Annotated in this window: 14 protein-coding genes; 9 read left to right on the top strand and 5 right to left on the bottom strand. The window is 41.8% G+C overall.

Going from position 1 to position 15,017, the window contains the following annotated elements; translation table 11 throughout:
• Positions 1-104 precede the first annotated feature (104 nt).
• The 5 genes from HMPREF2853_RS08180 to HMPREF2853_RS08160 form a co-directional block, all read right to left on the bottom strand.
• On the bottom strand, positions 105-887 hold the full coding sequence (locus tag HMPREF2853_RS08180; protein ID WP_070535684.1) for a DUF4037 domain-containing protein: 783 nt from the start codon (positions 885-887) through the stop codon (positions 105-107).
• A gap of 129 nt (positions 888-1,016) precedes the next feature.
• Positions 1,017-1,676 carry an amino acid ABC transporter permease gene (locus HMPREF2853_RS08175; protein ID WP_070535680.1) on the bottom strand — a complete coding sequence of 220 codons (660 nt, stop codon included), beginning with the start codon at positions 1,674-1,676 and terminating at the stop codon, positions 1,017-1,019.
• 9 nt (positions 1,677-1,685) lie between these two features.
• Positions 1,686-2,363, bottom strand: coding sequence for an amino acid ABC transporter permease (locus HMPREF2853_RS08170; RefSeq protein WP_070535677.1), 678 nt, complete (start codon positions 2,361-2,363; stop codon positions 1,686-1,688).
• A gap of 12 nt (positions 2,364-2,375) precedes the next feature.
• Positions 2,376-3,170 carry a transporter substrate-binding domain-containing protein gene (locus HMPREF2853_RS08165; protein ID WP_070799941.1) on the bottom strand — a complete coding sequence of 265 codons (795 nt, stop codon included), beginning with the start codon at positions 3,168-3,170 and terminating at the stop codon, positions 2,376-2,378.
• Between the two features lie 10 nt (positions 3,171-3,180).
• The gene (locus HMPREF2853_RS08160; protein WP_049501478.1) at positions 3,181-3,939 is read right to left on the bottom strand and encodes an amino acid ABC transporter ATP-binding protein; all 759 of its coding nucleotides are present in this window, start codon (positions 3,937-3,939) and stop codon (positions 3,181-3,183) included.
• 177 nt (positions 3,940-4,116) lie between these two features.
• On the opposite strand from HMPREF2853_RS08160, the gene recJ reads away from it, so the two are divergent.
• The 9 genes from recJ (at position 4,117) to HMPREF2853_RS08115 (ending at position 14,951) form a co-directional block, all read left to right on the top strand.
• On the top strand, positions 4,117-6,336 hold the full coding sequence (gene recJ / locus HMPREF2853_RS08155; RefSeq protein WP_070535944.1) for a single-stranded-DNA-specific exonuclease RecJ: 2,220 nt from the start codon (positions 4,117-4,119) through the stop codon (positions 6,334-6,336).
• 167 nt (positions 6,337-6,503) lie between these two features.
• Positions 6,504-7,151: a COG3942 and LysM peptidoglycan-binding domain-containing protein gene (locus tag HMPREF2853_RS08150; RefSeq protein ID WP_000754477.1), complete on the top strand. Its 648-nt coding sequence runs from the start codon at positions 6,504-6,506 to the stop codon at positions 7,149-7,151.
• Between the two features lie 509 nt (positions 7,152-7,660).
• Entirely contained in the window at positions 7,661-9,322 is a 1,662-nt protein-coding gene (locus HMPREF2853_RS08145) for a ribonuclease J (protein WP_049501476.1), read from the top strand.
• Positions 9,323-9,390: 68 nt separating this feature from the next.
• Complete coding sequence (locus HMPREF2853_RS08140) at positions 9,391-10,170, top strand: alpha/beta hydrolase (protein ID WP_049501475.1); 780 nt, start codon at positions 9,391-9,393, stop codon at positions 10,168-10,170.
• A 104-nt stretch (positions 10,171-10,274) separates the two neighbouring features.
• A complete protein-coding gene (locus tag HMPREF2853_RS08135; RefSeq protein WP_070535673.1) occupies positions 10,275-10,976 on the top strand; it encodes a M57 family metalloprotease in 702 nt (233 codons plus the stop codon).
• 101 nt (positions 10,977-11,077) lie between these two features.
• Positions 11,078-12,925: an excinuclease ABC subunit UvrC gene (uvrC, locus tag HMPREF2853_RS08130; RefSeq protein WP_070535670.1), complete on the top strand. Its 1,848-nt coding sequence runs from the start codon at positions 11,078-11,080 to the stop codon at positions 12,923-12,925.
• Positions 12,915-13,769 (top strand): metallophosphoesterase family protein, encoded by an 855-nt coding sequence (locus tag HMPREF2853_RS08125; RefSeq protein WP_070535666.1) that lies wholly within the window; start codon positions 12,915-12,917, stop codon positions 13,767-13,769. Before uvrC ends, HMPREF2853_RS08125 begins: the two co-directional genes overlap by 11 nt.
• A gap of 286 nt (positions 13,770-14,055) precedes the next feature.
• Positions 14,056-14,454: a hypothetical protein gene (locus HMPREF2853_RS08120; protein WP_070535663.1), complete on the top strand. Its 399-nt coding sequence runs from the start codon at positions 14,056-14,058 to the stop codon at positions 14,452-14,454.
• 68 nt (positions 14,455-14,522) lie between these two features.
• On the top strand, positions 14,523-14,951 hold the full coding sequence (locus HMPREF2853_RS08115; protein WP_070535660.1) for a hypothetical protein: 429 nt from the start codon (positions 14,523-14,525) through the stop codon (positions 14,949-14,951).
• The last annotated feature ends 66 nt before the right edge of the window (positions 14,952-15,017 follow it).

The raw sequence follows: 15,017 nt of genomic DNA, 5'->3' as shown, positions 1-15,017 counted from the left end.
ATGAGTTGGGCAAGAAGAATTGTGGTAAAGTGTACTAGATTCTTTACGGTAAACTATAAAGAAAAATGTGAGCCTCAGTTTCAGGTTCACATTTTCTTTTTGGTCTATGGCAAAATGGCTTTTAGTTCCTTCAGGATAGTTTGCAAGGTTACGACCGCTTGTTCTCCTTGTTGCGGTTGGTAGAGTAGTTGGAAATACTTGCGAATAGTTTCTTCAAATTGCTTAGGGAGGAGTGTACAATGGGTCTTTGCGTACTCCAACATTCGTTTTTCACCAGGATGGGTTTGCTCATTGAGCGCAAATAACAAGTCAAAGTAGGAAGCAAAAAATTCACTCGTACGATGATTCATGCTGAGAAGATCTTGACGCTTGATAGCTTTTTCTATTTGATGAGAGAAGGCAGGCATGGCTTGGTCTAGCAAAAGGAACTGCCTTTCGATGATATGTTTTTTGAGTTCCTGTGGATAGGGAATCTGGTAAGTCTTTTGGAGAGAAGCATAGTGTCCATTCGGATCGTATAAAATCTTGCTGTGGAGTAGATTATGCCACATGCAAGTTGTATAAGCATTTTGAGCTTTGTGTTGAAAAACGGTTGAGTTCAATTCCTGTTCAAACGACTCCAGCGAACGATAAATCAACTCGATTTGGATACCGTTGTTTAGTACACAGTCGTCCTCTAACTCCCAAAACTGGTTTCCAATTTCCATATAGGAGCAGTATTTACTCAAAATTTTGAGGCGAGTCGCCTCATCAATAGAAGAGTTGAGATAGACATAAACGTCATAGTCAGAATTTTGATCATAGTTTTGTCCTGCACGAGAGCCACCAAGAGCGATAGCTTCTACTTGTTCCAGTTGAGAGAATTCTTTGCAAAGTTCGTGGATCATGATTTTTCTCCTTGCTTTATGGTTTTAAAGTCATTTTACCAAAAAGTAAAACGTTTGCATAGCATTGAGTTACTCTTTTTCATTTATAGCAAAAAATGTGAACCCTTGTTTTGAGTTCACATTTCTTTTTTATTCTGCAGCTTGTTGCCAACGTTTTGCTAGCTTATGAGACAGGCTAGAAATGGCAAAGTTAAAGATAAAGTAAATCAAGGCAATCAGGATATAAAGACTGAAGACCTGCTCTGGTTCGAAATAGCGTCCCATGAGGATTTGGCTAGCGCCAAAGAGTTCTTGTAGAGCGATAACAGAGTAGAGAAGGCTGGTATCCTTAATTACAGTTACAAACTGAGAAATGATAGCTGGCAACATTTTGCGGATCGCTTGTGGGAGAATGATGTAGTAGAGGATTTGCGTAGAGGTGAATCCTTGTGACATTCCTGCTTCGTACTGTCCCTTGTCCACGGCATTGAGACCGCCTCGGATAATCTCAGCCAGGGCTGCTGAGGTAAAGAGGGTAAAGGCTGTAATACCAGCTGGTGTGGACTTCATCTTAAACACCAAAAAGATGGTGAAAATCCAGAGGAGGTTGGGAACGTTACGTACAAACTCGATATAAATGCTGGAGATGATCCGTAAAATAGGATTTTTCCCATTTCTCATGACGGCTAGCACTGTTCCGATAAGGGTCGAGAGGACGATAGCAATCAGAGAAATGTAGAGGGTTAAGCCAAATCCTTTAAAGATAAAGATTAGGTTATCTGGGGTCAAAACTTCTAAAATGGATTCCATAGTAACCTCCTAAAGTGAATAGGCTTTTTTGTTGGCTTGCTCCATCTTGCGACCAAACTGGGCAACAGGGAAGCATAGGGCAAAGTAGAGAAGAGCAGCACCTAAAAAGGCTGGGATATAGTTTCCGTTGAGAGCCGACCAAGACTTAGTCACAAACATCAAGTCTACTCCAGAGATGATAGCTACGGTAGAGGTGTTCTTGATGAGGTTAACAATTTGGTTGGTCAATGGAGGGAGAATGATACGGAAGGCCTGAGGCAAGATAATCAAGCGCATGGCACTGATATAGGTAAAACCTTGCGACAAGGCGGCCTCCATCTGACCGCTAGGAATAGACTGAATCCCTGAACGAATAACCTCAGCGATATAAGCGCCGTGATAGAGTCCCACGCAGAGAACAGCTGTCCAATAAATCGGAATCATGATGGTATGGTCACTGATAAGAGGCAAACCATAAAAGACGATGACAAACTGCACTAAGAGGGGAGTATTTTGATAAAATTCGACAAAGATACGAGCCAAAACACGCAAGAATGGGCGTTTGCTGGTTGACATGGCCCCAAAGAAGATGCCCAAAACCATGGCGAGGATAAAAGATCCAATCGCTAGGGCAAGGGTGAAGAGGAAACCATTGAAAAATTGTCCAAAATCCTGAAAATTGGCTGTCCAAGATGATAAATCTGTCATGGGGTGTCCTCCTTAATCTGCAGTATGGCTAGATGGTTTGAGCTTGTAACGGTCATAAAGTTTCTGCAAACTACCGTCCTTGGTCCATTTAGTGACCAAGCTATCAAGATAATCGTTGAGCTCGGTGTTTGATTTCTTGGTAACAATACCGTAGTCAGATGGCTTGAAACTATCATCTAGTAGTTCTGTCCGTTTACTAATGTAGCCAGAGAGGATAGAGCGGTCAACGGAAAAGGCATCAATACGGTGAGCGTGAAGGGAAGTAATCAATTCTGGATAGGAACCAAGTTCTACGAATTTAAACTTCAGACCTTTCTTTTTACCCAGTTCAGTAATCAGGCGTTGGGTGATGGAACCTTGGGCAACCCCAATGGTTTTGCCGTTTAGGTCCTCAATGCTTTTGATGTTGGCGGATTTATTGACCAAAAATCCAGAAGCGTCCGTATAGTAGGGACTGGTGAAGTTGTATAATTTTTTACGTTCATCTGTGATGGTAAAGGTTGCGATATCCATGTCTACCTGTTCATTGTCTAGGAGTGGTCCACGTGTTTGAGCGGTAACAGGAACGTAGCGAATCTTGACCTTGAGTTCGTCTGCAATCATCTTGGCAAGGTCCGTTTCGATACCAGAATAAGTCCCTGTCTTGGGATCCTTGTAGCCAAAATTAGGAACGTCTTGTTTGACACCGACAACTAGTTCGCCTCTTTTTTGAATGTCTGCGACGCTGGTATCGGCTTGGACTGGTTTGGCAGCAGTAAGGCTGAAAAGGCTAATCAATAATGCGGATAAAAAGAATTTCTTTTTCATAGGCGCCTCCTTATTTGACTTTATCACTTTCGTGGTTGATAATTTTGCTGAGAAATTGTTGAGCACGAGGTTCGCTTGGATTGTCAAAAAAGTCATCAACATCTGTCGTGTCTACTAAAACCTCTCCGTCGGCCATAAAGATAATGCGGTCCGCAACTTCACGGGCAAAGCCCATTTCGTGGGTAACGATGATCATATTCATCCCATCATGCGCCAGTTTTTGCATAACTGCTAGAACATCTCCGATGGTTTCAGGGTCAAGGGCAGATGTTGGTTCATCAAAGAGGAGGAGTTCCGGATGCATGGCAAGACCACGTGCGATGGCGATCCGCTGTTTTTGTCCACCAGACAGCATAGCTGGGTAGGAATCTTTCTTGTCCCACATGTTTACAAATTCCAGATATTTTTGGGCTGTTTTTTCAGCTTCTTTTTTATCAATTCCTAGAACTTTTATGGGCGCGAGTGTTACATTTTCTAACACTGTTTTGTGTGGATAAAGGTTAAAATGCTGGAAAACCATGCCAACTTCCTTACGAAGAGGAACTAAATCTTTCTGGCTAGCACCTGCTACTTGGTGTCCATTGACTCGGAGACTTCCTTTGTCAACAGCCTCCAAACCATTGATCGTACGGATAAGAGTGGACTTCCCAGAACCGGAAGGTCCAAGCAGGACAACAACTTGTCCTTTTTCAAAACGGAGATTGATGTCGCGGAGTGCGTGGTAGTCTCCGTAATATTTTTCGACGTTTTTAAATTCTACTAAAGCCATGAGAGATCTCCTTTGTGTTAGATTTTATAACATGATTTTACAACAAAAGAATGTTCTTGTCAAATCATATCTGAAAAAAATTCACTAAAATGTTACAAAAAAGCAATCTGGATAGAGAAAATGCCTAAATCATGTTATAATGAAACGATAGAATTCTTAGAAAGAGTGGATGTCTTTTTGATAACTCCTACTTATGAATGGCAGTTTGCCCCGCAGGTTGAAGATGCGGATTTTACGAAGATAGCCAAGAAGGCTGGGCTGGGTCCTGAGGTGGCTCGGTTATTATTTGAAAGAGGGATTCAGGATGAAGAAAGTCTAAAGAAGTTTTTAGAACCTTCTTTAGAGGATTTACATGACCCCTATCTGCTCCATGATATGGACAAGGCAGTGGAACGGATTCGTCAGGCTATTGAAGAAGGGGAAAACATTCTCATCTATGGAGACTACGATGCGGATGGTATGACTTCAGCTTCGATTGTTAAGGAAAGTTTGGAACAGCTTGGCGCTGAGTGCCGTGTTTATCTACCCAATCGCTTTACCGATGGCTATGGTCCCAATGCCAGTGTCTATAAATATTTTATCGAGCAAGAGGGAATTTCCTTGATTGTGACAGTGGATAATGGGGTTGCAGGTCACGAAGCCATTGAATTGGCTCAGACTATGGGTGTGGATGTCATTGTGACCGATCACCATTCCATGCCGGAAACCCTTCCTGATGCCTATGCGATTGTTCACCCTGAGCATCCAGATGCGGATTATCCCTTCAAATATTTGGCCGGATGCGGAGTGGCTTTCAAGCTAGCTTGCGCTCTTTTAGAAGAAGTGCAAGTGGAATTGCTTGATTTGGTTGCTATCGGTACCATTGCAGATATGGTGAGTTTGACAGATGAAAACCGTATTTTGGTTCAATATGGTCTGGAAATGCTGGGGCATACTCAGCGTATTGGTCTACAAGAAATGCTGGATATGGCTGGGATTGCTGCGAATGAAGTTACAGAAGAAACGGTTGGCTTTCAGATTGCCCCTCGTTTAAATGCCTTGGGGCGTTTAGATGATCCTAATCCAGCTATTGATTTGTTGACTGGGTTTGACGACGAGGAAGCACATGAGATTGCCCTCATGATTCACCAGAAAAATGAAGAACGTAAGGAGATCGTTCAGTCAATCTATGAAGAAGCTAAGACCATGGTAGATCCTGAGAAGAAGGTCCAGATTTTGGCCAAGGAAGGCTGGAATCCTGGGGTTCTGGGTATCGTTGCTGGTCGTTTGTTGGAAGAACTAGGGCAGACAGTCATCGTTCTTAGTATAGAAGAAGATCGTGCCAAGGGCAGTGCTCGTAGTGTGGAAGCGGTCGATATTTTTGAAGCTCTGGATCCCCATCGAGACCTCTTTATCGCCTTTGGCGGCCATGCTGGTGCAGCTGGAATGACGCTGGAAGTGGAGAAGCTTCCAGATTTATCTCAAGTCTTGGAAGACTATGTCCGTGAAAAAGGTGCAGATGCTGTTGGCAAGAACAAGTTAAATCTAGATGAAGAGTTGGACTTGGAGACCCTTAGTTTAGAAACGGTTAAAAGTTTTGAACGTTTGGCACCTTTTGGAATGGACAATCAGAAACCTGTCTTTTATATCAAGGATTTTCATGTCGAAAGTGCTCGTACCATGGGAGCAGGAAATGTCCACCTAAAACTAAAAATTTCCAAGGGTGAGGCGAGTTTTGAAGTGGTGGCCTTTGGACAAGGTAGATGGGCAACAGAGTTTGCTCAAACCAAGAATCTAGAATTGGCAGTCACCTTGTCTGTCAACCAATGGAATGGGCAAACTGCCCTCCAGTTGATGATGGTGGATGCGCGTGTGGAGGGTGTTCAACTCTTTAACATTCGTGGGAAGAATGCAGTCTTGCCAGAAGGGGTTCCAGTCTTGGACTTTGCTGGAGAATTACCAGAATTAGCGACCAGTGATGCTGTGGTTGTGAAAACCATTCCTGAAGATATTACCTTGCTGAAGGCCATTTTTCAGGAACAGGATTTCTCTGCTGTCTATTTCAAAAATGACATCGATAAGGCCTACTATCTGACAGGTTACGGGACTAGAGAACAGTTTGCAAAATTGTACAAGACCATTTACCAGTTTCCAGAGTTTGATATTCGCTACAAGCTGAAAGATTTGGCGGCTTATCTCAATATTCAACAAATCTTGCTGGTCAAGATGATTCAAGTATTTGAGGAGCTAGATTTTGTGACAATCAAAGATGGGGTCATGACAGTCAATAAAGAAGCGCCGAAAAGGGAAATTGCTGACAGTCAGATTTACCAAAATCTCAAACAAACTGTAAAAAATCAAGAAATGATGGCACTGGGGACCGTGCAAGAAATGTATGATTTTTTAATGGAGTTATAGATGGAAAGAGGCTGAGGTAACCAATCTCAGCTTTTTCTTTGTCTTATATTGAACTTATGTAGTAAAAGTATAAATTTTTGTAACATGACTAAAATATAACTCTAAACTAACTGACATGTAAATCAAGTATGATTTTCTTATCAAGAAAATATAAGGGGAATCTAGTTATGAAAAAAACAGTTACGAAACTGACTCTTGGTTTGACTTCTACCGCTATTTTGGCTACAGTTGGGGCTCAAACGGTTCATGCGAACTCTTACGTTGTCCAAGACGGTGATTCATTTTATGCCATTGCAACTGCAAACGGCATGGATCCGCATGAGTTGGCAGCTTTGAATGGAAAAACCATCTTTGACACTATCCACCCAGGGGACGTATTGGAAGTGAGTGGTTCTGCTCAGGCTAGCTCTACCTACAGTGCTCCAGCTAGCACTGCAAACGTGGTATCAGATACAGAAGATGTTGTCGAAAAGACTCCAACAAACTATGGAAACTCTTATCCTGTTGGTCAGTGTACATGGGGCGTGAAAGAATTGGCTCCTTGGGCAAGCAACTGGTGGGGAAATGCCAACACGTGGGCAATCTACGCGAGTGCTCAAGGCTATAAGACAGGAAGTGTTCCAGTAGTAGGAGCAATTGCCGTTTGGGATGGTGGTGAATATGGACACGTTGCTTATGTAACAGATGTTCAAAGTGAAAACTCTATCCAGGTATTGGAAGCAAACTACAGACGTCAAAAGCAGATTGCAAATTACCGTGGCTTCTTTAATCCTCATGAATTTTTAGGTAACGTCACTTATATCTATCCAAACTAAAGATGATAAAAAGATTTAGAATTTCTAAGTCTTTTTTCTTTTTGAAAAAATTTCCTATCGATAACCTCCATCTTAGTGGCTAATTGCTGAAAATTTTTTAGATTCTGTAGCGAACAGGAAATTCTCGCTTTTGGATGTAGATAAACCATGTCTTTGTAGAAAATAGTTCTCAAGTCGAGAGGTAAAGGGCAATAATTTAACTTGTTTTGAACTAAAAGAGAAATTTAGAGTTCGAGAAAGGTATCTGAAATCAAATTGATTAAGAAATCCATATTTTTTATGGTACAATCGTTCTATTATCTTCGATGAAGCATCCAAAAGAGAAGTCAAAGTTAAAGGATTCGATTCACAGTAGTGACTAATCTCTAGTTAAAAACCGATCTTCGTTTTGAAAATAATCAAAAAAATGGTATAATGGTAGGAAAAGATTCGGCTGAGAGTTTGAGAACTTTTAGAATAAGAGGGTAAATTCACCCTATAATCAAGATAAATGAAGTTTCGGAGGAAAAATGAGTAATATTAGTTTAACAACACTAGGTGGTGTACGAGAAAATGGGAAAAATATGTACATCGCTGAGATTGACAATTCAATTTTTGTTTTGGATGCGGGGCTTAAATACCCTGAAAATGAACAACTAGGTGTTGATGTCGTCATTCCAAATATGGACTACCTTTTTGAAAATAGCGATCGTATCGCAGGGGTCTTTTTGACCCACGGACATGCGGATGCCATTGGTGCCCTGCCTTATCTTTTGGCAGAGGCTAAGGTGCCTGTGTTTGGTTCTGAGTTGACCATTGAGTTGGCCAAACTCTTTGTCAAAGGAAATGATACGGTTAAGAAATTCAATGACTTCCATGTGATTGATGAAGATACAGAGATCGACTTTGGAGGGACTGTGGTTTCCTTCTTCCGTACAACTCACTCTATCCCAGAAAGTTTGGGAATAGTCCTGAAAACAGCTGAAGGTAGCATCGTTTATACAGGGGACTTCAAGTTTGACCAGACAGCTAGCGAATCCTATGCGACGGATTTTGCTCGTTTGGCAGAAATCGGTCGTGATGGTGTCTTGGCGCTCCTCAGTGATTCAGCCAATGCAGACAGCAATATCCAGGTGGCGAGCGAGAGTGAAGTTGGGGATGAAATTACTCAGACCATTGCAGACTGGGAAGGTCGTATCATCGTTGCAGCAGTTGCCAGCAACCTCTCTCGTATCCAGCAGGTTTTTGATGCGGCTGCAGATACAGGTCGCCGAGTTGTTTTGACTGGATTTGATATTGAAAATATCGTCCGCACTGCGATTCGACTCAAAAAATTATCTCTAGCTAATGAAAGTCTCTTGATTAAACCAAAAGAAATGTCTCGATTTGAAGACCATGAGTTGATTATTCTCGAGACGGGTCGTATGGGTGAGCCTATTAATGGACTTCGTAAGATGTCCATTGGTCGCCACCGCTATGTGGAAATCAAAGACGGGGACTTGGTCTATATCGTAACGACTCCATCTATCGCCAAAGAAGCCGTCATGGCGCGTGTTGAAAACATGATCTACCAAGCTGGTGGTGTGGTGAAACTCATTACCCAAAGCTTGCGAGTATCCGGACACGGGAATGCGCGTGATTTGCAGTTGATGATCAATCTTTTGCAACCAAATTACCTCTTCCCTATCCAAGGGGAGTACCGTGAGTTGGATGCGCATGCCAAGGCTGCCATGGCAGTTGGGATGTTGCCGGAACGCATTTTCATCCCTAAAAAGGGAACGACCATGTCTTATGAACATGGAGACTTTGTTCCAGCTGGAGCAGTTTCTGCAGGGGATGTCTTGATTGACGGAAATGCCATCGGGGATGTTGGAAATGTCGTCCTTCGTGACCGTAAGGTCTTGTCAGAAGATGGAATCTTTATCGTGGCAATCACTGTCAACCGTCGTGAGAAAAAAATTGTGGCCAAGGCCCGTGTTCATACGCGTGGGTTTGTTTACCTCAAGAAGAGCCGCGATATTCTCCGTGAAAGTTCAGAATTGATTAACCAAACGGTAGAAGATTATCTTCAAGGTGATGACTTTGACTGGGCAGATCTCAAAGGCAAGGTTCGTGACAATCTGACCAAGTACCTCTTTGATCAAACCAAGCGTCGTCCAGCAATCTTGCCAGTCGTGATGGAAGCAAAATAATAAGCAGAATACCTACAGAAAAAGTCGAAATTCGGCTTTTTCTTATAGAATAGTAAAAGGAGACAACCATGGCAGTTATGAATATTGAGTATTACTCAAAAGTTTTGGATATGGAGTGGGGTGTTACCGTACTCTATCCAGATGCTAGTCGGGTGACTGAACCAGATTGCACAGATATTCCTGTCCTTTATCTTTTGCACGGAATGTCAGGAAACCAAAATAGCTGGCTCAAACGTACCAATGTCGAACGCTTGTTGCGTGGAACCAATCTCATTGTTATCATGCCCAATACAAATAATGGCTGGTACACAGATACTCAGTATGGCTATAACTACTATACAGCTCTAGCAGAAGAACTCCCCCAAGTCATGAAACGTTTCTTCCCTAATATGACCAGCAAGCGAGAAAAGACCTTTATAGCTGGTCTCTCCATGGGTGGTTACGGCTCCTTCAAACTCGCTCTATCGACGAATCGATTTTCTCATGCGGCTAGTTTTTCTGGTGCGCTCAGTTTTCACGAATTTTCTCCTGAAAGTCAGGATCTTGGGTCACTTGCCTACTGGAGAGGAGTTTTTGGAGAAATCAAAGATTGGACAGCTAGTCCTCATTCGCTTGAAAGCATGGCTGCAAAATCCGATAAAAAGACCAAACTATGGGCTTGGTGTGGAGAGCAAGACTATCTTTACTCTGCCAATAACCTCGCAGTGAAAAACCTCAAAAAACTAGGTTTTGAGGTGACCTATAGTCATAGTCCAGGTAAGCACGAGTGGTACTACTGGGAAAAACAATTGGAGCGTTTTTTAGCTACTCTACCAATTGACTTTGTTTTGGAAGAGCGCTTATCTTAGTTTTAGGTTTCTTTCAGTTTTATTCAGTAAAATAGAGAATCTATCTTGGTCAAGGAGAATGTGATTTCAAGATAGGTTCTTATTTTTATGAAAGGTGGGACGTCATGTTCTGGATTATTCGATTATTCTTCCGATTTCTTTTGGGAATTTGGCGTTTCTTCTGGCGTCTGGTTTGGACTGTAGTTATTCTACTGCTCATTGCTTTTGGAGTGGTTTGGTATCTGACAGGTGATTTTCATTCTGCGGTCAATCAGGTTGAAAAAATGAGTAAGATTGGTCAAGGTGGCTGGAATCAATGGAAGGAGACGGGAACGCTGGAAGTCTTGTCTCAGACAGACAGTCACCAACATGCAGAAGGCAAGTGGGCTCAGGCCTCAGCTCGCATCTATATTGAACCTCAAATGGATGAGACCTTCCAAGGTGCCTATGCAGAAGCCATAAAAAACTGGAATCAAACGGGAGCCTTTACCTTTGAGGTGGTTGCGGATCCTAGCCAGGCAGATATTGTGGCAAGTGAGATGAATGATGGATCGACCACTGTAGCTGGTCAAGCCGAGAGTCAAACCAATTTGTTAACCAAACAATTTATATCTGTAACGGTTCGCCTGAATCACTATTATCTATCCAATCCAAACTATGGTTATTCTTATGAACGGATCGTGCACACGGCGGAGCACGAGCTGGGGCATGCCATCGGATTGGATCATACCAACGAAATTTCTGTCATGCAGCCAGCAGGTTCCTATTATGGGATTCAGCCTCAGGATGTGAAGGCTGTTCAAGAGCTCTATACCAGTAGCGACTAGATAAAGTCGGTGAAATCTTAAAAGAAATCAAAGCTTCTCCAACAAGTGATTGGTGGGGCTTTTTGTTCGTCCTGTTACGGCCTTTTTGCTATAATGGAACTATGAATAACTTGATCAAATCAAAACTAGAGCTCTTGCCGACCAGCCCTGGTTGTTACATTCACAAGGATAAAAATGGCACCATTATCTATGTAGGAAAGGCTAAAAATCTGCGTAACCGTGTGCGCTCCTATTTCCGTGGCAGTCATGATACCAAGACAGAAGCTCTGGTATCTGAAATTGTGGATTTTGAATTTATCGTCACTGAGTCCAATATTGAGGCACTTCTCCTAGAAATCAACCTGATTAAGGAAAATAAGCCCAAGTACAATATCATGCTCAAGGATGACAAGTCCTATCCCTTCATCAAAATCACCAATGAGCGTTTTCCTCGCTTGATTATCACCCGTCAGGTCAAAAAGGACGGAGGTCTTTATTTTGGCCCTTATCCAGATGTGGGGGCAGCCAATGAAATCAAGAGACTATTGGACCGGATTTTTCCTTTTCGGAAATGTACCAACCCACCCTCTAAAGTCTGTTTTTATTACCATATTGGCCAATGTATGGCTCACACCATCTGTAAAAAAGATGAGGCTTATTTCCATTCCATGGCTCAGGAGGTTTCTGATTTCCTAAAAGGGCAGGATGACAAAATCATCAATGACCTCAAGGGGAAGATGGCATCCGCAGCTCAAAGTATGGAGTTTGAACGTGCGGCGGAATACCGTGACCTGATTCAGGCCATTGGAACGCTTCGGACCAAGCAACGGGTCATGGCGAAAGATTTGCAAAATCGGGACGTCTTTGGTTACTATGTGGATAAGGGCTGGATGTGTGTTCAGGTTTTCTTTGTTCGTCAAGGCAAGCTCATTGAGCGGGATGTCAATCTCTTCCCCTACTACAATGATCCGGATGAGGACTTCTTGACCTATGTGGGACAATTCTATCAAGAAAAATCTCACCTGGTTCCCAATGAGGTGCTGATTCCGCAGGATATCGATGAAGAAGCCGTTAAGGCTTTGGTGGATACCAAGATTTTCAAGCCCCAACGTGGAGAGAAAAAACAACTGGTCAATCTAGCCATCAAAAATGCCCGTGTTAGTCTGGAGCAGAAGTTCAATCTGCTAGAAAAATCAGTCGAAAAGACCCAAGGAGCTATTGAAAATCTGGGACGCTTGCTCCAAATCCCGACCCCAGTCCGTATCGAGTCCTTTGATAACTCTAATATCATGGGAACCAGTCCTGTTTCAGCTATGGTGGTCTTTGTCAATGGCAAACCGAGTAAAAAAGACTACCGAAAGTACAAGATAAAAACGGTTGTTGGCCCAGATGACTATGCTAGTATGCGAGAGGTTATTCGCAGACGTTATGGCCGAGTTCAACGTGATGGTTTAACCCCGCCAGATTTGATTGTCATTGATGGGGGGCAAGGTCAAGTCAATATCGCTAAGCAAGTCATCCAAGAAGAGCTAGGTTTGGATATCCCAATTGCAGGTCTGCAAAAGAATGATAAGCACCAAACCCATGAATTGCTCTTTGGAGATCCGCTGGAAGTGGTGGAGTTGTCTCGCAATTCTCAGGAATTTTTCCTCCTCCAACGTATTCAAGATGAGGTACACCGCTTTGCTATCACTTTCCACCGCCAACTGCGCTCAAAAAATTCCTTTTCTTCACAACTGGATGGGATTGACGGTCTGGGACCTAAACGCAAACAGAATCTCATGAAGCATTTTAAATCTCTCACTAAAATCAAGGAAGCTAGTGTGGATGAAATTGTCGAAGTGGGTGTGCCAAGAGCAGTCGCAGAAGATGTGAAAAGAAAGTTGAACCCTCAAGAAGAAGTGGAATTGGCTCAATTGGCGGAAGAACAAGTAGATTACCAAACGGAAGGAAACCATCATGAACCATAAAATCGCAATTTTATCAGATATTCATGGCAATGCGACGGCGCTAGAAGCAGTGATTGCAGATGCTAAAACTCAAGGAGCCAGTGAATATTGGCTCATGGGAGACATTTTCCTCCCTGGTCCAGGTGCAAATGACTTGGTCGCTCTGTTAAAGGAACTTCCTATCACGGCAAGTGTTCGAGGCAATTGGGATGATTGTGTCCTTGAGGCTTTAGATGGGCAATATGGCTTAGAAGACCCACAGGAAGTCCAGCTCTTGCGTATGACGCAGTATTTGATGGAGCGAATGGATCCTGCAACGATTGACTGGCTACGAAGCTTACCTATGCTAGAAAAGAGAGAAGTTGACGGACTGCGTTTTTCTCTTTCTCATAATTTGCCAAATAAGAACTATGGTGGTGACTTGCTAGTTGAGAATGATACAGAGAAATTTGACCAACTCCTAGATGATGAAGTTGACGTGGCAGTCTATGGTCATGTTCACAAGCAGTTGCTTCGTTATGGCAGTCAAGGGCAACAAATCATCAATCCAGGGTCGATTGGCATGCCCTATTTTGATTGGGAAAAGTTAAAAAATCACCGTGCCCAGTATGCTGTGATAGAAGTGGAAAATGGGGAATTGGTAAATATTCTATTCCGAAAAGTTTCCTATGATTATGAAGCAGAGTTAGAATTGGCCAAGTCCAAGGGGCTTCCTTTTATCGAAATGTATGAAGAACTACGTCGAGATGACAACTATCGGGGGCACAATCTGGAACTCTTAGCTAGTTTAATTGAAAAGCATGGGTATGTAGAGGATGTGAAGAAATTTTTGGAGGCTATAAAGTCAGAATATAAGGTAGACTAGTTTCGTTACCCCCTGAAAAATAGTTGGTGCTGGATGAGGAAAAAACTGATTTTAATGATAAGTTTAAAACCATGGCTTCATCCGTGTTCCAATTTTTTTCTATGAAAAATCTCTGCAAGCTCTTTCAGAATATGGTAGAAAGGATGCAGTAGAATTAGAAAAGGAAATCGTAAGTGAACTATGCTAATCTTGAATTCAATGCACAAGACCATAGTGGCTATTGGTCCTATATTATAAGGTAATTAAGACCAAGTTGCTTTATAGAATGATATAAGGAGGTGTGTCAATGAATAGGCACAAAAAATGGGGTATTATTGCTTTAGTAATCTGTATTATAGGAGGAATTGTAATGTTTAGTTTAAATCACCAACAAGAAAAAACGTTGGAAGAGAAAATGAGAATTGAACAGGAGAGGGTAGCACTATTTGTAGTTAATAGAGTAAAATTAAAAACACAGAATCCGATTGAAACTATAGAATTTATAGAATTCAGAAAAAATGAAACAACAGGAACATGGCGAATAACACTTGTAATCAATGGAGTGGCAACGATATCCCTATCAGAGGATGCTTTTGGTGATGTTATACGTACATCGGGATATTATTTAGAAGACATGTCTGTTGACGAGACGGATGTTTCCTATACAAAGACAATTAATAATATAAAAATTAGTTATCTAACCTAATAGTAGATTGTCTTTCAATATAGAAGTGAGATATGATATAACAAACGGAGATTGATTGAGGAGAAATTATGATTAAAATAAGCAATAATATATTAGGGACAGTCTATATCACTTCTTATCTATGTCTTCTTTATTGTCTCTGGTTGTGGAATGGTCCAACGTTTCTTTTTTTGACATTTATTTTCTGGGGTATTCCCTTGTTAATAATAGCCCTTCCTTTATTAGGTATATGGATATTTACAAACTTGAAATCCTTGGTTTTGATTGGTTATGTGGCAAGTTTATTGAACAGCTATTATCTTTATTTGGTTCTTAGAAATTTTCATTTGGAGAGGATTACTGATACAGCGGGACATAAAATTCCATTATCACCGTGGTTATCTGTTGCAATTATAGTGGTTGATTGTTTGTTTTTATCAGTAGCCACATTGGGATTTTATAAAAACTTTATTTTACCTTTCTTTAAAAAGAATAACATAGACAAGGAGTTACTATGAAAAAACGAATCAAAATGAATATCATCGTTTTAGCAATCTGTATTATAGGAGGAATTGTAATGTTTA

It is taken from the genome of Streptococcus sp. HMSC077F03 (assembly GCF_001812375.1).
In the GTDB taxonomy this organism is placed as follows: domain Bacteria; phylum Bacillota; class Bacilli; order Lactobacillales; family Streptococcaceae; genus Streptococcus; species Streptococcus oralis_S.
This window is presented reverse-complemented; position numbering and strand designations above follow the sequence as displayed.